The sequence below is a fragment of the Curtobacterium sp. HSID17257 genome (assembly GCF_003989515.1).
Taxonomy (GTDB): Bacteria; Actinomycetota; Actinomycetes; order Actinomycetales; family Microbacteriaceae; genus Curtobacterium.
In genome coordinates, this window is sequence record NZ_RBLU01000040.1 from 1 (window position 1) to 20119 (window position 20119).

The 20119-nt window shown below is 71.2% G+C and carries 17 protein-coding genes, 2 tRNA genes and 1 pseudogene; 5 read left to right on the forward strand and 15 right to left on the reverse strand.

Annotation, left to right across the window (positions count from 1 at the left end):
* The 4 genes and pseudogenes from D8M35_RS08400 to D8M35_RS08415 form a co-directional block, all read left to right on the forward strand.
* Positions 1–243 (forward strand): annotated as a pseudogene (locus tag D8M35_RS08400) (ACP S-malonyltransferase); the annotation flags it as partial.
* Positions 240–1295: a beta-ketoacyl-ACP synthase III gene (locus D8M35_RS08405; RefSeq protein ID WP_174234720.1), complete on the forward strand. Its 1056-nt coding sequence runs from the start codon at positions 240–242 to the stop codon at positions 1293–1295. The pseudogene D8M35_RS08400 and the gene D8M35_RS08405, both read left to right, overlap by 4 nt.
* 92 nt (positions 1296–1387) lie before the next feature.
* Entirely contained in the window at positions 1388–1636 is a 249-nt protein-coding gene (locus D8M35_RS08410) for an acyl carrier protein (RefSeq protein ID WP_058729431.1), read from the forward strand.
* Between the two features lie 89 nt (positions 1637–1725).
* On the forward strand, positions 1726–2970 hold the full coding sequence (locus D8M35_RS08415) for a beta-ketoacyl synthase (protein ID WP_126891448.1): 1245 nt from the start codon (positions 1726–1728) through the stop codon (positions 2968–2970).
* A gap of 466 nt (positions 2971–3436) precedes the next feature.
* Here the strand turns inward: D8M35_RS08415 and D8M35_RS08420 are convergent, their stop codons facing one another.
* From D8M35_RS08420 to D8M35_RS08445, 6 genes are all read right to left on the reverse strand, one after another.
* Complete coding sequence (locus D8M35_RS08420) at positions 3437–3916, reverse strand: DUF3145 domain-containing protein (RefSeq protein ID WP_126891467.1); 480 nt, start codon at positions 3914–3916, stop codon at positions 3437–3439.
* A gap of 182 nt (positions 3917–4098) precedes the next feature.
* Positions 4099–4917 (reverse strand): DUF1684 domain-containing protein, encoded by an 819-nt coding sequence (locus D8M35_RS08425; protein WP_126891449.1) that lies wholly within the window; start codon positions 4915–4917, stop codon positions 4099–4101.
* Positions 4914–6041: an AI-2E family transporter gene (locus D8M35_RS08430; protein ID WP_342342914.1), complete on the reverse strand. Its 1128-nt coding sequence runs from the start codon at positions 6039–6041 to the stop codon at positions 4914–4916. The genes D8M35_RS08425 and D8M35_RS08430 overlap by 4 nt, the downstream gene beginning before the upstream one ends.
* Positions 6042–6062: 21 nt before the next feature.
* A tRNA-Ile gene (locus tag D8M35_RS08435) sits at positions 6063–6139 on the reverse strand.
* Positions 6140–6152: 13 nt separating this feature from the next.
* Positions 6153–7364 (reverse strand): glycosyltransferase, encoded by a 1212-nt coding sequence (locus D8M35_RS08440; RefSeq protein ID WP_126891450.1) that lies wholly within the window; start codon positions 7362–7364, stop codon positions 6153–6155.
* Between the two features lie 165 nt (positions 7365–7529).
* Complete coding sequence (locus tag D8M35_RS08445) at positions 7530–8441, reverse strand: DMT family transporter (RefSeq protein ID WP_174234721.1); 912 nt, start codon at positions 8439–8441, stop codon at positions 7530–7532.
* Positions 8442–8480: 39 nt separating this feature from the next.
* Between D8M35_RS08445 and def the strand changes: the two genes are divergently transcribed.
* On the forward strand, positions 8481–9056 hold the full coding sequence (gene def / locus D8M35_RS08450) for a peptide deformylase (protein WP_126891451.1): 576 nt from the start codon (positions 8481–8483) through the stop codon (positions 9054–9056).
* Between the two features lie 74 nt (positions 9057–9130).
* On the opposite strand, the gene D8M35_RS08455 is transcribed toward def, so the two are convergent.
* The 9 genes from D8M35_RS08455 to dnaG form a co-directional block, all read right to left on the reverse strand.
* A complete protein-coding gene (locus D8M35_RS08455) occupies positions 9131–9661 on the reverse strand; it encodes a hypothetical protein (RefSeq protein WP_126891452.1) in 531 nt (176 codons plus the stop codon).
* A 137-nt stretch (positions 9662–9798) separates the two neighbouring features.
* Positions 9799–9871, reverse strand: a tRNA-Asn gene (locus tag D8M35_RS08460).
* A 126-nt stretch (positions 9872–9997) separates the two neighbouring features.
* Positions 9998–11020: a D-isomer specific 2-hydroxyacid dehydrogenase family protein gene (locus D8M35_RS08465; protein ID WP_126891453.1), complete on the reverse strand. Its 1023-nt coding sequence runs from the start codon at positions 11018–11020 to the stop codon at positions 9998–10000.
* On the reverse strand, positions 11017–11949 hold the full coding sequence (locus tag D8M35_RS08470) for an ATP-binding cassette domain-containing protein (RefSeq protein ID WP_126891454.1): 933 nt from the start codon (positions 11947–11949) through the stop codon (positions 11017–11019). Before D8M35_RS08470 ends, D8M35_RS08465 begins: the two co-directional genes overlap by 4 nt.
* Positions 11950–12091: 142 nt before the next feature.
* Entirely contained in the window at positions 12092–13777 is a 1686-nt protein-coding gene (locus tag D8M35_RS08475) for an ABC transporter ATP-binding protein (protein ID WP_126891455.1), read from the reverse strand.
* Complete coding sequence (locus tag D8M35_RS08480; protein WP_126891456.1) at positions 13774–14769, reverse strand: ABC transporter permease; 996 nt, start codon at positions 14767–14769, stop codon at positions 13774–13776. Before D8M35_RS08480 ends, D8M35_RS08475 begins: the two co-directional genes overlap by 4 nt.
* A gap of 2 nt (positions 14770–14771) precedes the next feature.
* Entirely contained in the window at positions 14772–15845 is a 1074-nt protein-coding gene (locus tag D8M35_RS08485; RefSeq protein WP_238638153.1) for an ABC transporter permease, read from the reverse strand.
* Between the two features lie 117 nt (positions 15846–15962).
* Positions 15963–17579, reverse strand: a complete 1617-nt coding sequence (locus D8M35_RS08490) for an ABC transporter substrate-binding protein (RefSeq protein ID WP_126891458.1) — start codon at positions 17577–17579, stop codon at positions 15963–15965.
* 518 nt (positions 17580–18097) lie between these two features.
* Positions 18098–20023, reverse strand: coding sequence for a DNA primase (gene dnaG / locus D8M35_RS08495; RefSeq protein ID WP_126891459.1), 1926 nt, complete (start codon positions 20021–20023; stop codon positions 18098–18100).
* Positions 20024–20119 lie beyond the last annotated feature (96 nt).

Below are 20119 nucleotides of genomic sequence, written 5' to 3' on the forward strand. Positions count from 1 at the left end.
TTGATGGTCCGCCAGATCGCCAACCCCGTGCACTGGGACGCCGTCATGGAGTCGTTCTCCGCCGCCGGCGTCACCGGCATCATCGAACTCGCGCCGGCGGGCGCGCTCGTCGGGCTCGCGAAGCGCGGCCTGCGCGGCACCCCCACCGTCGCCGTGAAGACCCCCGACGACCTGCCCGCCGCGATCGAGCTCCTCGAGAGCGACACCGCGGCCGCGAGCGAGGAAGCAGACGCAACCGCATGACCGACGCCACCACGCCGTCCCCCGCAGCCGACGGGACGGACGCGCCCCGCGCCTCCCGTCCGGTGCTGCAGCAGCGTCGCGGCCACGAGTACACCCGCATCCTGGCCTTCGGTGCCGCCCGCGGTGAGAACGTCGTCCCCAACGACGACCTCGTCGGGCCGATCGACTCGTCCGACGAGTGGATCCGCCAGCGCACCGGCATCGTCACGCGCAAGCGCGCCGGAGCCGACATCGAGGCCGTCGACCTCGCCGAGGCAGCCGCGCGGGAGGCCATCGAGAAGGCCGGCATCACGCCGGACCAGATCGGTGTCGTCCTCGTCAGCACCGTCACCCACACCGTCGCGACGCCCTCCATGGCGTCCCTGCTCGCCGAACGCATCGGTGCGACGCCGGCCGCGGCCTACGACGTCAGCGCGGCCTGCGCCGGCTACGCGTACGGCATCGCCCAGGCCGACTCGTTCATCAAGTCCGGCCTGGCCGACCACGTGCTCGTCGTCGGGGCCGAGAAGCTCAGCGACGTGGTCGACCCGACCGACCGCTCGATCTCGTTCCTCCTCGGCGACGGTGCGGGTGCGGCCGTCGTCGGTCCGAGCGACTACCCAGGCATCGCCCCGACGATCTGGGGCTCGGACGGCTCGAAGTGGGACGCCATCGGCATGACGGCGACCTACAACGAGTGGGCCGCCGGCGCGCCGCGACCGACGATGCGCCAGGCCGGTCAGACGGTCTTCCGCTGGGCGGTGTGGGAGATGGTCAAGGTCGCACGCCAGGCGCTCGAGACCGCCGGCGTCGCGCCGCAGGACCTCGCCGCCTTCGTGCCGCACCAGGCGAACATCCGCATCATCGACGAGTTCGCCAAGCAGCTCGGCCTGCCGGACACCGTGACGATCGCCCGCGACATCACCACCACCGGCAACACCTCCGCCGCGAGCATCCCGCTCGCCACGCACCGCCTGCTCGAGGAGCACCCGGAGCTCTCCGGCGGTCTCGCGCTGCAGATCGGCTTCGGTGCCGGTCTCGTGTTCGGCGCGCAGGTCGTCGTCCTCCCCTAGTCCCACCATCCCGGCTCGGCTCCGGGCACCCGTACCACTCGTGCCCTAGGCTGGTCCACGGTCAAACGACACCCCCCTCAAGGAGAACACCCATGGCCCTGTCCAACGAAGAAGTCCTCGCCGGCCTGGCCGAGCTGATCAACGACGAGACCGGCATCGCGACCGACACCGTCGCCGCCGACAAGTCGTTCACCGACGACCTCGACATCGACTCGATCTCGATGATGACCATCGTCGTGAACGCCGAGGAGAAGTTCGACGTGAAGATCCCGGACGAAGAGGTCAAGAACCTCAAGACCGTGGGCGACGCCGTCGACTACATCACCAAGGCCCAGGCCTGACGCGAGCTTCCTGAGCGCCGCGGACCGCGCACACCCCGCGGGCCGCGGCGCTCACCTCGTTCCTCCCACACGAAAGAACACGTCGTTCCATGACCAAGAAGACCGTCGTCGTCACCGGGATCGGTGCGATCACACCACTCGCCGCGACCGCCCGGGAGACCTGGGAGGCGCTGCTCGCCGGGAAGTCCGGCATCACCCGAATCGAGGACGAGCGCTACGCCGACCTCGAGATCCCCGTCGAGTTCGCCGGCCAGGCACGCCGCTTCCTCACCGACCAGCTCACGCGTCCCGAGGCCAAGCGCCTCGACCCGTCGTCGCAGCTCTCCCTCGTCGCCGCGCGTGAGGCCTGGGCCGACGCCGGCATCGACCCCGAGACCGTCGTCCCGGAGCGCCTCATCGTCGACTGGGCCACCGGCATCGGCGGCGTCAACACGCTCCTCGACGCCTGGGACACCCTCCGCGAGAAGGGTCCGCGTCGCGTCCTGCCGATGACGGTCCCGATGCTCATGGCGAACGGCCCCGCCGCCGCCATCGAGATGGAGTTCGGCGCCCGCGGCGGCGCCCGCACGTACCTCTCCGCCTGCGCGTCGTCCACCGAGTCGCTGGCCGAGGCCTACCGGCACATCGCCGACGGCGACGCCGACATCGTCATCACCGGTGGCGCCGAGGCCGCGCTGCACCCGCTGCCCCTCGCCGCGTTCGCATCGATGCAGGCGCTCTCGCGACGCAACGACTCCCCCGAGACTGCATCGCGTCCGTACGACGTCACGCGTGACGGCTTCGTGCTCGGCGACGGTGCCGCGGCGCTGATCCTCGAGTCGAAGGAGCACGCCGAGGCCCGCGGCGCGACGATCTACGCCGAGGTCGCCGGTGCCGGCATCACCTCGGACGCGTTCCACATCACCGCTCCGGACCCCGAGGGCAGCGCCGCCGCCCGCGCGGTCCTCATCGCGCTCGAGCACGCCGACGCTTCCCGCGAGGACGTCGTCCACGTCAACGCGCACGCCACCTCCACCCCGGTGGGCGACGTGGCCGAGTACCACGCCATGCGTCGTGTCTTCGGCGACCACCTCGACAACGTGGTCGTTTCGGCGACCAAAGCGTCGACCGGTCACCTGCTCGGCGGTGCCGGTGCGATCGAGGCCGCCTTCACCGTCCTGGCGCTGCACGAGCGGGTCGCGCCGCCGACGATCAACCTGACCGAGCAGGACCCGGAGATCGTGATGGACGTCGCGACCGCTCCGCGTGAGCTGCCCGCGGGCGATCTGCTCGCCGTGAGCAACTCGTTCGGGTTCGGCGGGCACAACGCCGTGGTGGCGTTCCGCACGGCCTGATCCGTCGTCGCCGACCCCGGTCGGCCTGGAGGCCCGTCCTGCGTCCGCAGGGCGGGCCTCCGTCCGTCCCGGGCTGGGTCCCGCCCCTGGTGCCCGCCCCGGCGCTCCCGGTGCCCGTACGGCGTGCCCCCCGTCACTCGAGTGGGCGCGACACGCCGTTCACCCTCGGCGTGTGCGCACGAATCGTCGGCCGGACGGTCCGAGCGGGCCAGATCGCACCCGATCAGATCGCCGCTCGCGCGAGTCGGTACCGCCGGAAGGGCGGCCCGCACCAGGGGCGAGTGGGCAGGACATGCCGCTCACGAGCGGCGTGCGCGCGCGGATCGTCGGCCGGACACGCCGAGCGGGCCGGATCGCAACCGCTCGGGACGGGTGAGGACGACGCGCACACCCCGGGGACGACGGACGCCGCCGGCTCCGGAGGGAGCGGGCGGCGTCCGAGGTGGTGCGGAGGAGGCGGGAGCAGTCAGCCGACGCGGTGCAGCCAGACGACGGGGTTGCCCTCGGCGGCGTGCCGGAAGGGCTCGAGTTCGTCGTCCCAGGCCTGCCCGAGTGCGAGTCGGAGCTCACGGTGGAGTTCGAGGGCGTTGCTGCCGGCGACCTCCATGGCGTAGCGCACGCGGTCCTCGGGGACGACCATGTTCCCGGACACGTCGGTCTGCGCGAAGAAGACGCCGAGGTCGGGCGTGTGCATCCACCGGCCGCCGTCGGACTGCGCCGTCGGTTCCTCGGTGACCTCGAAGCGCAGGTGCTCCCACCCGCGCAGGGCAGAGGCGATCGCCGCGCCGGTGCCGACCTGCCCGGTCCAGGTGAACTCCGTCCGACGGGATCCGTCGAGCGCGGGCTGGTCGAGCCACGAGAAGTTCACGGCGCGGCTCATCGCGCGACCAGCCGCCCATTCGACGTGCGGGCAGAGCGCGCGTGGTGAGGAGTGCACGTAGAGCACCCCTGTCGTCGTTCCGTTCACGATTCCTCCGCTTCGTCAGGTGCGACTTCCCCATCGACCTGTGGTGCGGAGCCCCGGTAGCGGAACCATCGGTATCAGATTGTGATGTCCCTGCGGACACGCCCATTATGCAGCGTCTGCGCTGGGAACGCCACACCCGTCGAGCAGCAGACCTGCGGGCCTCAGTGCAGCACGGCTCCGGCGGCGTCGACCGGGTGGCGCTCCCCCGCGGTCAGCGCGACCGGGATGCGGTTCTCCTCCGGGGGCACCGGGCAGGCGTACTGGTACGAGAACGCGCAGGGCGGGAGCACGAGTCGCTCCCAGTCGAGGGCGACGTCGCCAGCGCCGTCGGGCTCGTCGAGGTACAGGAAGCGGCCCATCGAGTAGGAGCTGCCCGGGTCGTCCTCCGGCAGGGAGCTGGTCGCGTCCTGCACGATGAGCTGCAGGCGCGGACGGCCGTGGAACGGCGCAGACCGGACCGCGGTCAGTCGCACGGGGACGCCGTCGACGGTGGTCTCGACCGTACCGGCGACCGGCAGGGGGTCGCCGGCGGCGTCGGTGAGGTGACCGGGTGCCTCCAGGCCGGACCGGGGCTCGTACCTGCCCACCGTGACCCACCCGCCCGACCGCGGGGCGAAGCGATCGATGCGTGCGAAGCGGGAGACCGCGTCGGAGGCCGGGTCCCAGACCCGGAGGGTCGACCCCTGCACCGTGCCGGCGAGCCCGTCGGCGAAGGCGACCGTCGAGGGCACGACCGCCGTGTCCCCGGCGACCAGGACCGTGCCGTCCACCGGGACGCCGTCGACCACGACGCCGTCCGACGCGCTCGCGGTGACGGTGAGGCCGCCCGGAGCCGGTGCCCACTGCCCGGCGACGGGCCACACCGGCTGCGGGCGGTCGACGTGCTGCGCGTTCACCAGGGCGAGCGGGCCACGGGCGCTCCGGGCCCAGGCGTCCCGCGCGGCGACGTGCGCGGACAGGTCGGGCTCGGCCGCGCTCACGACTGCTCCTGGCGGGGGTAGATGACCTTCTGCACGATGATGATCACCGACGCGGCGACCGGCACGGCGACGAGTGCTCCGAGGACCCCGCCGATCGTGCCGCCGGCGACCGCGGCGATGACCACGAGGGCACCGGGGACCTGCACTGCTCGCGACATGATGCGCGGGGAGATCAGGTAGGCCTCGACCTGCATGTAGACGAGGTAGTAGATCGCGGCCGCGAGCGCGGTGGCCGGCGAGGCGAACAGGCAGAGCAGCGAGATGACGACCGCCGCGGCGAGGGTGCCGACGAGCGGGATGAGCGACCCCAGGAACGCGAAGGTCGCCAGCAGCACCGGCAGCGGCGCACCGATGACGAGCAGGAACACCAGGCTGAGGATGCCGTTGATGAGCGCCTGGCTGATCTGACCGACGACGTAGCGACCGACGGCCTGGGTGATCTGCTCGCTGACGTCGACGAAGTTCTGGCGACGGGTCGCCGGGACGAAGCGGTAGGCCATCGACTTCAGGCCCCGCATCGACGCCAGGAAGTACAGCATCAGGATGATGACGATCACGGCGCCGGTCAGCCCGGACAGGATGCCGCTGCCGACCGCCAGGATGCCGCCGCCGAGGCTGAGGAGGTTGCCCGGGTCCTCGACGAAGGACTGCAGCGACTCCAGGGCGTGGTTCACGTCGAACGCGCCGGCGAACTGCTGCGACAGGTCCTTGAACCACTCCTGCCGCGAGATGTCCTGGATGATCTCCGGGAAGTTCTGGACGAGGTTCGTCGCCTGCTGGATGAGGATCGGGACGACCGCGAACACCACGCCGGCGAAGGCGGACAGGACGCCCACGACGACGATGGTGATCGCCACCCAGCGCGGGATGAAGCGCTCGAGGAAGGACACCAGCGGGTCGATGCCGAGCGACAGGAAGAGCGCGACGCCGATGTAGACCAGGACCGTGCTGAGCTGCTGGACGATCACGCCGGCGAGCAGCGCGATGAGCACGCCGAGAGCCCCCATGAACCCGATGCGGAAGGCGTTGACGCGGACGCCGGTGCCGGCCCGGGTCGCCTCGAACGTCACGTTCGGGGTGGGCGCGTGGTCCTCGGGGACGTCTCGTCGTCGGGGCAGGTGCACGGCGGGCCGGCCTTTCTGGCTTGGTAGGGCGGGCGGGACTTGAACCCGCGATCGTTCGGTTATGAGCCGAGTGCCTTGACCAGCTTGGCTACCGCCCCTCGTCGGGGACCGTCAGGCCACCGGCTCCCCACGATACAGCGACTCGAACGTCGCGAGCGTGCGGTTGATGTCGTGTGCCTCGATCATGGCCAGGCTGCGCTCCCGCATCGCCTGGTAGTCGGTGTCCGACGCCTGCAGCACCTGCGCGAGCTTCGCCGCGAGGTCCTGCACGTCGCCCGGGGTGAACAGGAACCCGTTGCCGTCGATCAGGTGCGGCAGCGCCATCGAGTCGGCGGCGACCACCGGCAGCCCGGACGCCATCGCCTCGAGCGACGAGATGCTCTGCAGCTCGGCCGTGGACGGCATCGCGAAGACGGTGCCGTTCGTGAGCGCCTGCCGCTTGGCCTCGTCGGAGACGAACCCGGCGAAGCGCACCCGGTCCTCGAGCCCGAGCTCCTGCACGAGGGCCTTCAGCTTCGGGATCATCTCGCCGCCGCCGACGATGGTGAGCGTCGCGCGCAGCTCGCTCGGCAGCAGTGGGAGCGCGCGCACGAGCACGTCGAGGTTCTTCTCCGGCGCGACCCGGCCGACGAACACGATGTCGTTCCCCGAGGGTCGGCCGCTGCGGGCCGTGTACCGCGATGCGTCGATGCCGCAGGAGATCGCGAGGACCTGCTGCCCGGCGATGGCCTCGCGGAGGTAGTCCGCGGCCAGCACCGTCGGCGTCGTGATGGCGTCGGCCAGCCGGTAGGTCTTGGCGGCGTCGTTCCACGCGATCTTCAACGCGATCGGCAGCGTGCGACGGCCGAACGGCACGTACTCGAGCAGGTTCTCGGGCATGAAGTGGTTGGTGCCGACGATGCGGATGCCGCGCTCGTGGGCCTCCTGCACGATGCCACGCCCGATGACGAGGTGCGACTGGATGTGCAGCACGTCCGGCTGGACGGCGTCGAGGATCGGCCCCGTCCACTTCCGGACGCTCCACGGCCACACGAAGCGGAGCCAGGCGTGCCACGGCCACTTGTAGGACTTCAGGCGGTGCACGGTGAGCACGACACCGCGGTGCTCCTCGTCGAAGGTGCCGTGGTGGGCGCTCGAGGCGGGGGCGACGACGTGGACCTCGTGCCCACGCTCGGCGAGGCCGACGGCGAGCTGCTCGGCGAAGGTCGCGGCGCCGTTGACGTCCGGCGGGAAGGTGTCGGCCGCGATCATGACGCGCAGCGGCCGGGATCCGCCCGTCGCACCCGTCGACTCGGCGGTGGCGGTGGTGGCGTCCTCTGACACGGCTGGCGTCGTCCTCTCGTGGGCGGTTGCTGGTCGGGCCTCGACGGTACCGCACGGTCCCGAGCGCGCGCGTCAGCCTCGCGGACGACCGCCCGAGCCGACGGCGAACGACGCCAGCGTGCGCCGCCGGCGAGCGACGTCAGCGCGCGCCGGCGGCGGGCGACGTCAGCGCCGCGTCTCGGGGTGGTGCTTCGCGAGCAGGAAGACCCCGGTGATGGCGATGACCGCGGCGACGAGGAACCCGACCACCGCGATCCACGGCGCCCCGGCCGCTTCGCCGAGCACGATGACACCGATGCCCACCGCCACGATCGGGTCGATGACGGTGAGGCCGGCGATCACCAGGTCGGCCGACCCGCTCGAGTACGCGTTCTGCACGAAGTACCCGCCGAGCACCGCGGCGACGATCACCCCGACGACGGCGATCGCGGTCAGCCAGTCGAACGTGCCGTGCAGGAACCGGTTCAGCACGACCTTGGCCAGCGTCGCGACGAAGCCGTAGAGCACCCCGGCCACGACGATGTAGTACATGGCGCTCGCTCGCTTCGCCGCGAAGCGGAACGACAGGAACACGGCCACCAGGACGATCGCGAGCACCACCAGGATCGTCACGAGCTGCTCGTGGGTGATCGCGCTCTCGCGGCCGACCACGGCGGCGATGCCGACGAAGATCCCGACACCGATGATGCAGGTCCAGACCGCCCGTCGCGCCTGCTGCCCGAGCGGGACCCCGGAGGACCGTGACGAGAACCACGTGGTGATGACGAGCGCGACGGCGCCGAGCGGCTGCACCACGATGAGCGGGGCGTTCGTGATGCTGATGAGCTGGAGCACGACGGCCAGGCCGAGCATGAGCGTGCCGAGGACCCACCAGCCGCTGCCGAGCAGCCCGAGGACGTGCCGCACCGACAGCCCCTTCGACTGCCGTCCGAGCCGGGCCTCGACGCGCTGCACCCCGCGGCTCTGGAACTGCGCCCCGAGCGACAGGAAGACGGCGCCGACGAGCGCGACGGGGATCATCAGGGCCTGGAACGGTGTCAGGTTGACCGCGTCCGGGATCGGGAGGTCCGTCGTCACGCGATGAGGCTACCGGTCCTCGCCGGATAACCTGGGTGAATGCCCGTCCTCCCCATCCGCGTCACCGGCGAACCCGTCCTCCACGAGCGCGCGACCGAGGTCACCGAGTTCGACGACGACCTCCGCGCCCTGGTGCAGGACATGTACGAGACGATGGACCTGGCCCCCGGGGTCGGTCTCGCGGGTCCGCAGGTCGGGATCGGCAAGCGACTGTTCGTGTACTCGTGGACCGACGACGACGAGGTCCTGCACCGCGGGGTCGCCGTCAACCCGGTGCTCTGGACCACCCCGCCCGTGCCGGAGTCGGTCGAGGAGCTCGACGAGGACGAGGAGTCCGAGGGCTGCCTCTCGATCCCGGGCGAGCGCTTCCCGCTCCGCCGCGCCGAGGGTGTCCTGCTCCGCGCCGTCGACGAGCACGGCGAGCCCTTCGAGATCGAGGCGCACGGGTGGCTCGCCCGCGTCTTCCAGCACGAGTACGACCACCTCGACGGCTACCTCTACGCGGACCGGCTCGTGCACCCGTACGGCAAGCAGGTCGCGAAGGCGATCCGCAAGAGCAGCTGGGGCGGGCCCGGCAAGTCCTGGCTGCCCGGACGCGACCACCCCGAGGGCTGACCACCCGAGCGGCTGCCGCGCACTCCGCGGGACCGGAACCGGCACCCGCACCGGCGTCGGCCTGGAGGCCCGGTTCAGCCCCGGTACGCCGTCAACGCCTCCTGCAGGCGGTCGCGGTCCGGGTGTCCCGGGCAGTACGCGACGAGTCCCGCTGCCAGGTCGGCCTGGTCCGGCGTCGTGACGCCGTCCCGCCACGGCGACGCCCCGCGCTCCGCGCAGGTCGCCGCGAGCTCCTCGAGCGTGGCGGCGCCGTCGGTCGCCCGGACCGCGGCCCGCTGCTGCGCCGACATCTCGGTGCCCGTGATGCGTTCGGCCCGGCAGTCGGTGCGCTCGGCCTCCCACACCGCGGCGTAGGTCGTGTACCGCTCGGCCGTGCCGTCGGCGTCGTCACCCGTCGCGTCGCTGCCGGAGCCACTGCTGCCGGCCGCGGCGTCGCTGCACACGAAGGCGAAGACGATCGGGGCGCTGCCCGTCGCGGAGACCTCGGACCGTGCTGCGGTGTCGAGCGAGTCCTCCGGCTCGGGCTGCCCGGTGGTGCAGGCGGTGAGCCCCGCCGCACCGAGGACGACGACCACCGCGGCGAGGGTTCGGCGCACGGTGATCACCTGTGAACGCTAACAGCTTCCGACCGGACGGCGCCTGCGAGCCAGCCGGAAGCCGAACAGCTCGGACCCCGCTGGGTCGCGCCGGGAACGCGGAAGGCCCCCACCGCGAACGGTGGGGGCCTCTCTCGCTCTGATTGCTCCCCGAGTTGGACTCGAACCAACAACCTGCCGGTTAACAGCCGGCTGCTCTGCCAATTGAGCTATCGAGGATCACTGTCCGCTGGCGAATGTCTTGCGAACAACGGGTAACAGCATAGCAGTACCCCGAGCCCGCTCCGCGCATCGGCCGCGCATCCCGGGCGCGCCGCGCGCAGGACCACCCCAGCGGGGCGGCGGTCAGTACCCCGCGGCGGGGTCCACGACGCCGACGAACCCGTCCCCGGAGCCGTCCAGGAACGCGGCGGCGTTGGTGCGGACCCGCTCGGCCAGCAGCGGCGCCACCATGTCCGGGGTGTCGGCCTGGTGCGGCGTGATGACCGCACCCGGTTCGTCCCACAGCGGGTGCCCGTCGGGCAGCGGCTCCGGGTCGGTCACGTCGAGACCTGCGGCGGCGATGGTGCCCTCGCGCAGTGCCGTGACGAGCGCGTCGGTGTCGACCAGTCCCCCGCGGGCGATGTTCACCAGGCGCGCCGAGGGCTTCATCAGCGCGAAGCGGCGTGCGTCGAACAGCTTCGCGGTACCCGACGTCATGGCGGCCGCGACGACCACGACGTCGGCGTCGGGCAGGACCTCGTCGAGTTCCCCGGTCGTGACGGTGCGGTCCGCGCCCGGGACCGGGTCGGCCGCGCGGCGCACGACGGTGACGGACACCTCGAACGGTGCGACGAGCCGGATGTACTCGAGGGCGATCCCGCCGGCGCCGATCACGACGACGTTCCGCCCGTAGAGCGACACGCCGTCGGGCTCGGTCGCCCAGGACGTCGCCCGGGCGCGCTTCTGCAGCACCCGGAGCGTCGCGAGCGTCAGCGCGAGGGCGTGCTCGGCGACGGGCTCCGCGTAGGCCCCCTTGGCCGAGGTGAAGAGCACGCGGTCGCCGTGCTCCTGGATCAGGTGCGCGAAGGCGTCGACACCGGCGAACGGCAGCTGGACCCAGCCGACGCCCGGGGCATCGGCCAACGCGGCCTCGAGCCCGTCGGGGTCGCGCGCGTCGAGCCAGACGATCCCCCGCGTGTCCGCGTCGAGCGCACCGACCGTCCCGCCGGCGTCCCGGACGGCGTCCGCGTGCAGGTCGGCCGCGGTCGGCAGGATCGCGACCGGTCCGGCCGCGGGCGGGTCGACGGGCAGCGGTGCGCCGGCGTCCGTGACGACCGCGCGGTGTCCCCGTCCGCTCACCGTGTCGGCTGCGGTGCTGGTGCTCATGCGTTCTCCTGGCGGTCGGTACGGGATCCGGCTGCGGCCCCGACCGGACGACGGGGTGCGGACGAGCGGCGTGGCGCGCCCGTCGCGGAGCTGCGGCGCTTCACCGGGCGGGAGGCGGTCGCGGCGAGCGTCTGCACGTACGGGTCGACGGGGTTGTCGAGGACCTCGTCGAAGGTGCCGAGGCCGACCAGGCGGCTCTCCGCGAGCACGCCGACGCGGTCCGCGAGCGCCCGGGCCTCGCGGAGGTCGCTCGACACCACGACGGCGGAGAACTGTCGACCACGCTGCAGGTTCGTCAGCGCCTCGAGCACCGACTGGCGGACCAGGACGTCGACGCCGCGCGCCGGTTCGTCGGCGACGAGGAGCTGCGGCTCGAGGATCAGGGCACGCGCGAGGGCCACGCGCTGCCGCTGGCCGCTCGACAGCTCCCACGTGTTCAGACGCATGATGCCGAGCGGCAGGTGCACGGCGTCGACCAGCCGGGCGACCATCAGCCCGGCCTCCCGGCGGTCGAACCGACGGTCGCGCACGTAGATGGGTTCGGCGATCGCCTCGCCGACGGTCAGGTCGGGGCTCAGCCGGTCGGCGGCGTCCTGCGGGAGGTACCCGATCCGGCCGGTCAGCCGCTGCGCCTTGCGCGAGGACGGACGGAGCCCGCGGACCTGCTGCCCGAGCACGGTGAGCTCGCCGCCGACGATCTGCCGGCGGTGCGCCCCCTCGCCCTCGCCGGTGGCACCGAGCTGGCCGGCGATCGCGGCGGCGAAGGTGCTCTTGCCGGACCCGGACTCGCCGATGAGCGCGAGGATCTCGCCCTGGCGGACGGTCAGGCTGACCCCGTCGACCGCCCGGATCGACTCCGAGCCACGGACGCCCCGGTACTCGATCGAGACGTCGTCTGCGACGACCGCCGGGCCGTTCACCGCGATCATGGGTCCCCTTCCGCGCCGCCCCCTGGCGGCGGTGTCGCGACGGACCGGTGTCGCGTCGTCTGTGGTGCCGTGGAGGGGACCGGCCTGGAGGCGCGGCGTGCGTCGACGACGCGGGTCGCGCCTCCAGGCTGGTCGCGTCGGGTCAGGACCCGGCGTTCTCCAGTTCCACCAGCGTACGCCGTCGCTCGGCCTGTTCCGCCGGGTCCGGCACCGGCAGCGACGCGAGCAGACGCTGCGTGTAGGGGTGCTGCGGCGCGCCGAGGACCTCGGCCGTGGTGCCCGTCTCGACCAGGTCACCGCGGTAGAGCACGGCGATGCGGTCGGACAGCGCGCCGACCACGGCGAGGTCGTGGCTGATGAACAGCGACGCGAAGCCGAGGTCCTGCTGCAGCTCGAGGAAGAGCTCCAGCACGCGGGCCTGCACCGACACGTCGAGCGCACTGGTCGGCTCGTCCGCGATGAGCAGCTTCGGGCGGAGTGCGATCGACCGCGCGAGCGACGCCCGCTGCCGCTGACCACCCGACAGCTCGTGCGGGTAGCGGTCGCCGTACGAGGCCGGCAGCTGCACCATCTCGAGCAGCTCGCCGACGCGCTTCCGGGCGGCCCGCGGGTTCGCGACCTCGCCGTGCACGACGAGCGGCTCGGCGACGCACTCGGCGATCGTGAGCAGCGGGTTGAACGAGGTCGCCGGGTCCTGGAACACGAACCCGATGTCCTTACGGTGCCGCTTGAAGTCCCGCTCGCGGTACCCGAGCATCTCCGTCCCGAGCACGTTCAGCGAGCCGCCGGTGATGCGCGTCAGACCGGCGATCGCCCGGCCGATGGTGGTCTTCCCGGAGCCGGACTCCCCCACCAGGCCGAGGACCTCGCCCGGGCGGATGTCGAGGTCGACGCCCTTCACGGCCTTGAACGCGTGCGCGCCGAGGCGGCCGGGGTACTCGATCTCGAGCCCCTTCGCGCTGACGAGCGGTTCGACGTCGGTCGCGATCGCAGCACGACGGGCGGCGCCGGTGGACGCCTCGAGCCGGGGCACCGCGGCGAGCAGGCGCTTCGTGTAGTCGGCCTGCGGGGCCGCGAAGAGCTGCGCGACCGGGGCCTCCTCGACGACCTCGCCCTGGTACATCACGGCGACCCGGTCCGCCAGGTCGGCGACGACGCCCATGTTGTGCGTGATGATGACGATCGCCGCGCCGAACTCGTCGCGGCACCGGCGGAGCAGGTCGAGGATCTCGGCCTGCACCGTCACGTCGAGGGCGGTGGTCGGCTCGTCGGCGATGATGACGCTCGGCTCGAGGGCCAGCGCGCTCGCGATGACGACGCGCTGCTTCTGCCCGCCCGAGAACTGGTGCGGGTAGTGGTCGACACGGGTCTCCGGGTCGGGGATGCCGACGCGGCGCAGGTAGTCGATCGCCTTGGCGCGCGCCTCCTTCTTCGAGACGCCGCCGTGGGCGCGGAGGCCCTCGGCGATCTGCCACCCGACGGTGAAGACCGGGTTGAGGGCGGTCGACGGCTCCTGGAAGACCATCGCGCCCGCGGTACCGCGGAGCTCCCGGAGCTTCGCGGCGCCCACGCTGACGACGTCGGTGCCGTCGAGGTACACCGCGCCGCCGAGGGTCGCCGTCTCGGGCATCAGCCGGAGCATGCTCCGCGCCGTGACCGACTTGCCGGAGCCGGACTCGCCGACCAGGGCCAGGACCTCCCCCGGGCGGACGTCGAGGCTGACGCCCTTGACGGCGTCGACGGCGCCGTTGTCGGTGGCGAACGTGACGGTCAGGTCGTCGACGACGGCGACCGGCTCGTTCCGCGGGTCGGTGGTCGCGTCGGTCATGCCGTCGCCCCTTCCGTGCTGGCGGCCTGCTTGCGCGACACCAGCTGCTTCAAGCGGCGGCGTGCGCGGAGGCGCGGGTCGGAGATGTCGTTGAGGCTCTCGCCGATGAAGGTCACGCCGAGCACAAGCACCACGATGGCCACGCCGGGGAAGACACCGGTCCACCAGACACCCGAGGCGACGTCCGACAGCGCACGGCTGAGGTCGTAGCCCCACTCGGCACCGCTGGTCGGGCCGATGCCGAAGCCGAGGAAGCCGAGGCCGGCCAGGGTCAGGATCGCGTCGCTGGCGTTGAGCGTCAGGATGAGCGGCAGGCTGCGGGTCGAGTTCCGGAGCACGTGCCGGGTCATGATGCGCCAGGGGTTCGTGCCGAGGACACGCGCCGACTCGACGAACGCCTCGTTCTTCAGGCGGACGGCCTCGGCGCGGACGACCCGGAAGTACTGCGGCACGTAGACCACGGTGATCGAGATGGCCGCCGCGATGATGCCGCCGGAGTAGCTGGAGTTGCCGCCCGAGATGACGATCGACACGACGATCGCCAGGAGCAGCGACGGGAACGCGTAGATCGCGTCCGCCACGACCACGAGGATCCGGTCCAGCCAGCCACCGATGTAGCCGGAGACCATGCCGAGGATCACTCCGATGGTGATCGACACGACCACGGCGACGATGACGACGAGGACCGCCGTGCGAGCGCCGAAGACGACGCGGCTGAAGACGTCGAACCCACCGACCGTCGTGCCCCAGACGTGCTCGGGGCTCGGCGGCGCGGTGCGCGGGAAGCCCTGGCCGTCGGCACCCTGCAGCTGGCCGAACCCGTACGGGGCGATGAGCGGCGCGGCGATCGCGACGATCAGGTACAGGGCGCAGATGACCACGCCGGTGATGAGCATGGCGCGCTGCCAGCCGGTGCTCCTGCGGAGCTGGACCACCACGGGCAGCCGCTTCCAGAGCGGCTCGTGTCGGTCGACGAGCGAGGTGTCGGCCATCGCTAGAACCTCACTCTCGGGTCGATGAGCGCCGCGACGACGTCGACGACGAAGTTCGTCACCGCGACGATGACGGCGAGCATCGCGACGATGCCCTGCACCGCGACGAAGTCGCGGGCCGACAGGTACTGGTTGAGCTCGAAGCCGAGCCCGCGCCAGCCGAAGGTGGTCTCGGTGAGGACCGACCCACCCAGCAGCATCGCGATCTGCAGACCCATCACGGTGATGATCGGGACCAGCGCCGGACGGAAGGCGTGGGTCCGGACGAGCCGCGCCTCCCGGACGCCGCGCGAGCGGGCCGCGTCGACGTACTCGGAACCGAGCGTGCCGATCATGTTGGCGCGCACCAGCCGCAGGAAGATGCCGGCGGTGAGCAGGCCGAGCGTCAGTGCGGGCAGGACCGCGTGCGACAGGACGTCGCCGATGACCTGCGCGTTGCCGGTCCGGAGCGCGTCGATGATGTAGATGCCGGACGCGCCGGGGATGTTGTCGAGGATGAGCGACACCCGCGTCGACGCACGGTCGCCGAGCGGGAGCCAGCCGAGCCAGACCGAGAAGACGAGCTTCAGGAGCAGACCACCGAAGAACACCGGCGTCGCGTACGTCAGGATCGCGAGCGCCCGGAAGAGCACGTCCGGCCACTTGTCGCGGACGTACGCCGCGAGCATGCCGAGCGGGATGCCGAGCACCAGCGCGACGATGAGCGCGTAGAAGACGAGCTCCGCGGTCGCACCGCCGTACGTGACGATGATCTCGGTGATCGGCCGGTTGTCGGTGGACGTCGTCCCGAAGTCACCGCGGACGATGTTGCCGAGGTACTCGAGGTACTGGACGATCACCGGGCGGTCGTACCCGGCGGCGTGCAGGCGTTCCTGCAGCTGCGTCGGCGTGAGCCGGCCGCCGACCGACGCGGTGATCGGGTTCCCGATGACGCGCATCAGGAAGAAGACGAGGGTCACCAGGATGAAGACCGTCGGGAAGATGAGGAGGAAGCGGACCAGGATGTACCGGCCGAGTCCGCCGCCCTGCCCGCGGGCACGTCGCTGTGCCTGGGGCTTGGTGGGGTCGGTGGCCAGCTCCGGTGTCGCCTCGGGGGTGCTGAGGGTCACGGGGACGGGTGCCTTTCGGTGCCGTTCGGGACGCGGTCACGGGGGCGCTCCTCCTGGGAACGCCCCCGTGGGCCGACGCCGGTGTTACTTGGAGAGGGTCGCGTAGCGGAACTTGTACGAGGAGTCGAGGGTCAGGCCCTTGACGTCCTTGCCCGCGACCGCGACGGACTTGCCCTGCAGGAGCGGCAGCGTCGAGATCTGCGATGCCTCGCGCTCCTGTGCCTGCTCGATCAGGTCGGCACGCTTGTCCTTGTCGGACTCCTGCTGCTCCTCGGAGATGAGCTTCTGGATCTCCGCGTCGTCGTAGTGGTTCTGCACGAAGTTGTCCTTCGTGAAGAACGGCGACAGGTAGTTGTCGGCGTCCGAGAAGTCCGGGAACCAGCCGAGCTGGTACACCGGGTAGGCGTCCTTGGTGCGCTCCTGCGCGTAGGTCGTGTAGACCGTCGACTGGATGTTCACGGTGAACAGGCCCGAGTTCTCGAGCTGCGTCTTCAGCTCGGCGTACTCGTCGTCCGAGGTCGAACCGTAGTGGTCCGGCGCGTACTGGATGTCGAGCTGCACCTTGCCGGACACGCCCGCCTTCGACAGGGTCTCCTTCGCCTTGTCGACGTCGGGGCCGCCGCTGCCGTTCCCGTACATCTCCTCGAAGGGCTTCGCCGCACCCGTCAGGCCGTCCGGAACCATCGAGTAGAGCGGCGAGTACGTGTTGTTGTACACGTCCTTCGCGATCTTCTCGCGGTCGACGACGTCCGCGACGGCCTCGCGCACGGCCAGGGCCTTCGCCTCGTCCGCGTCGGACTGGCTCGCGCCGAACGGCTGCGTGTTGAAGTTGAAGACCAGGTAGCGGATCTCGCCGCCGGGGCCGTCGTACACCTCGACGGAGTCGTCCTTGCGGAGGTCCGCGATGTCGGTCGGCGTCAGCGAGCGGTACGCCACGTCGACGTCGCCCTTCTGCACGGCGAGCTTGAGGTCGGTCTCCTTGGTGTAGTAGCTGGCGGTGACCGCGTCGGTCTTCGCCTTGCCCAGGAGCCCGTCGTAGTTCGGGTTCGCCTTGTACTGGATCGTGTCGTTCTCCTTGTACGAGGTGATCTCGTACTGCCCGGCGAACGCGTTGCCCTTGACGATGTCCGCCGCCGGCGTGAGCTTGTCGGCGGAGAAGACCTGCTCGTCGACGATCGGACCGGCGGGGCTCGAGAGCACCTGCGGCCAGGTCTGGTCGGCGTGGTCGAGGTTGAAGACGACCGTGGTGTCGTCCGGGGTCTCGATGCTCTTGAGGTTGGCGAGCAGGGACTGCGGGCCGTTCTCGTTGTTGATCTTCAGCTCGCGCTCGAACGAGAACTTCACGTCGCTCGAGGTCAGGTCGTGGCCGTTCGCGAACTTCAGCCCGCTCTTGAGCTTCACCGTGTACGTGGTGTCGTTCGTGAACTCGCCGCTCTCGGCGATGTCCGGCTTGACGTCGGGGCTGCCGACCGGGGTGTTCATCAGGAAGGGGAACACCTGGTTCTGGACGGCGAAGGAGCCGTTGTCGTAGGACCCGGCCGGGTCGAGGGACGTGACCTTGTCGGTCGTCCCGATGCTCAGGCCGTTCAGTTCGGTGTCGGAGACGCTGCTGCTCGCGCAGCCGGTGAGCACCAGCGCCGTCGCTGCCACTCCGGCGCCGAGCGCGATGCCGCGCCTACCCCACTTGGTCACGGATGCCATGTCCGCTCTCTCTCTTGTTGGTTCGCAAGGGGTTCGCGGCGGGCGGTCGATCGCTGTGAAGCCCGCCGGGAACGCTCATTGGTACCACCCTGACACGGAACTCCACGATTCGAGGGACATTTGTTTACACCCTTGTAATGCGCGATCGCGTTGCGTGACGCATGATGCGCGCGTCTCCGTGCGGCGTGTCGCGCAGGAAAGTTGCGTGGTGCAACGCCGGCGTCAGGGGCCGGCCGCGGCGGGCTACCCGGTGCGCGTGGCTCGACCCGGGGTGCGCCGAGCGGGCGAGATCTGTCACGCTCGACCTCCCCGGTCGACACGTCGCACCCCCCCCCGACGTCACACGCGCGGCATGTCTTGCCCGCTCGGCGCCCGTCGGTGGCGCTCGCGTCCTGGTCGTACGACTTGCCGCTCAAGTTCGAGTCGCGGCGGCGAGTCGTGCAACCAGATCGACCGCACACGGCAAGTCGCGCGACCGTGAGGGCCAGCACGATCGGCCGGGCGACGACCCGCGGCACTCAGCCCTGCGCTGCCGCCTCGGCGTCGGCGCGAAGTCGCATCCGCTGCGCGTCGATGTCGACGAGCTGGCGCTGGATCTCCGAGCGTCGGTCAGCCTGCTCGTAGGGGTCGGCGCGCTGCAACTGCCCGAGCAGCGACGCCTTGCGGGCGAGCAGGTCGCGCTCGACCAGGGCCACGACGATGCTCCGTGCGTACAGCGCGAGGTCCTCGTCGGTGCGCGCGGGGATCGGCGCGAGTGCGAGCTCCTGCACGAGACCGCGGAACGGCGCCGGCACGTCCTGGAGCAACCGGTCGAGCCAGTTGGCCGCACCGATGGAGTCGAGGTTCGCCACGACGGCGTCCCGTACCACGGACAGCATCGGTGCCGAGAAGGTCGCCCCGGCCGCGAGCCCGAGCAACGGCACGCCGACGTGCACCGGTTGCTGCACCATCGCCATCACGGCGTCCCGCTCCATGCGGGTGATCGGGTCGTTCGGCAGGAGCCGGATCCCGGCCACGGGTTCCTCGGGTGGGGCGACCAGCTCGCCGCCCGGACCTGCCTGCCCGACGGGGACGGAACTGTGCGTCCGGTCGGGTTGCGTCGCCCCTGAACGTTGGCGTGCGGCGTCGACCGCTCGACGCACCTCGGGGATGTCGACCCCGAGCCACTTCGCGGTCTCGCGGACGTACGCACTGGCGAGGGTGCGGTCGCGGATCCCGGCGACGACGGGTGCGGCGTCACGCAGTCCGGACACCCGCCCCTCCGCCGTCTCGATGTCGTGCGCGGCGAGACGACGTCGGATGATGAACTCGAACATCGGTCGCTTCGACTCGATCAGCCGCTCGACGGCGGCGTCACCCCGTGCCAGCCGGAGGTCGCACGGGTCGAGGCCACCGGGCGCGACCGCCACGTAGGTCTGGGACGCGAACCGGCTCTCCTCGGCGAAGGCTCGGGCGGCAGCGCGCTGCCCGGCCTCGTCCGGGTCGAAGGTGAAGACGATGTCGCCGAGCTGCGAGAGGTGGGCGTTCGCGGAGTCCCCCAGCATCGGCCGGAGCACCTTGATGTGGTCGACTCCGAACGAGGTCCCGCACGTCGCGACCGCGGTGGTCACGCCTGCGAGGTGGCACGCCATCACGTCGGTGTACCCCTCGACGATCACGACCTGCTTGCCCTTCGCGATGTCCTTCCGGGCGAGGTCGAGTCCGTAGAGCACCTGGCTCTTGTGGTAGATCGGCGTCTCCGGGGTGTTGAGGTACTTCGGGCCCTTGTCGTCGTCGAGCAGCCGGCGCGCGCCGAACCCGATCGTCGCGCCGGTGACGTCGCGGATCGGCCACACGAGCCGGCCGCGGAACCGGTCGTACGGCGAGCGGTCGCCCTGGCCCGCGAGCCCCGCCGCGAGGATCTCGTCCATCGAGAAGCCGCGGCTGCGCAGGTGCTCGCGCGTGGCGTCGTACGACTGCGGGGCAAACCCCACACCGAAGTGCTGTGCCGCCGCAGGGTCGAAGCCGCGCTCCCCCAGGAATCGTCGTGCCGGTTCGGCCGCCGCCGAGGTGAGCTGCGACTGGTAGAACTCGAGCGCTGCCTCGTTCGCAGCGATCAGCCGAGCGCGCTGGTTGTAGTCGGTGCGGGGACCGTCGCCCTCTTCGTAGTGGAGCGTGAAGCCGATCTTCGCGGCCATCCGCTCGACGGCTTCCTGGAAGGTGGTGTGGTCCATCTTGATGATGAACTCGAAGACGTCGCCGTCCTCGCCGCACCCGAAGCAGTGGTACCGGCCGACCTGCGGGCGCACGTGGAAGGACGGGGAACGCTCGTCGTGGAACGGGCAGAGCCCCTTGAGCGATCCGACGCCCGCCGACTTCAGCGTGACGTGGTCACCGACGACATCCGCGATGTTGACACGCGAGCGGACCTCGTCGATGTCGTTCCGCGCGATCCTGCCAGCCACCCCTCGATCCTAGTTCGTGCGGCTGGCACCGGAGGACGGTCCGCGTCCGCCTGTGGAGAGCATCCCGGCCTGGAGGCGCGGCGCAGGACCAGCACG

What these genes read in the sequence shown, in the direction of transcription:
- D8M35_RS08405 (WP_174234720.1), top strand. Translation starts at nt 240, where the DNA reads ATGACCGACGCCACCACGCCGTCCCCCGCAGCCGACGGGACGGACGCG.
- D8M35_RS08410 (WP_058729431.1), top strand. Translation starts at nt 1,388, where the DNA reads ATGGCCCTGTCCAACGAAGAAGTCCTCGCCGGCCTGGCCGAGCTGATC.
- D8M35_RS08415 (WP_126891448.1), top strand. Translation starts at nt 1,726, where the DNA reads ATGACCAAGAAGACCGTCGTCGTCACCGGGATCGGTGCGATCACACCA.
- def (WP_126891451.1), top strand. Translation starts at nt 8,481, where the DNA reads ATGCCCGTCCTCCCCATCCGCGTCACCGGCGAACCCGTCCTCCACGAG.
- D8M35_RS08465 (WP_126891453.1), bottom strand. Translation starts at nt 11,020, where the DNA reads ATGAGCACCAGCACCGCAGCCGACACGGTGAGCGGACGGGGACACCGC.
- D8M35_RS08470 (WP_126891454.1), bottom strand. Translation starts at nt 11,949, where the DNA reads ATGATCGCGGTGAACGGCCCGGCGGTCGTCGCAGACGACGTCTCGATC.
- D8M35_RS08475 (WP_126891455.1), bottom strand. Translation starts at nt 13,777, where the DNA reads ATGACCGACGCGACCACCGACCCGCGGAACGAGCCGGTCGCCGTCGTC.
- D8M35_RS08480 (WP_126891456.1), bottom strand. Translation starts at nt 14,769, where the DNA reads ATGGCCGACACCTCGCTCGTCGACCGACACGAGCCGCTCTGGAAGCGG.
- D8M35_RS08490 (WP_126891458.1), bottom strand. Translation starts at nt 17,579, where the DNA reads ATGGCATCCGTGACCAAGTGGGGTAGGCGCGGCATCGCGCTCGGCGCC.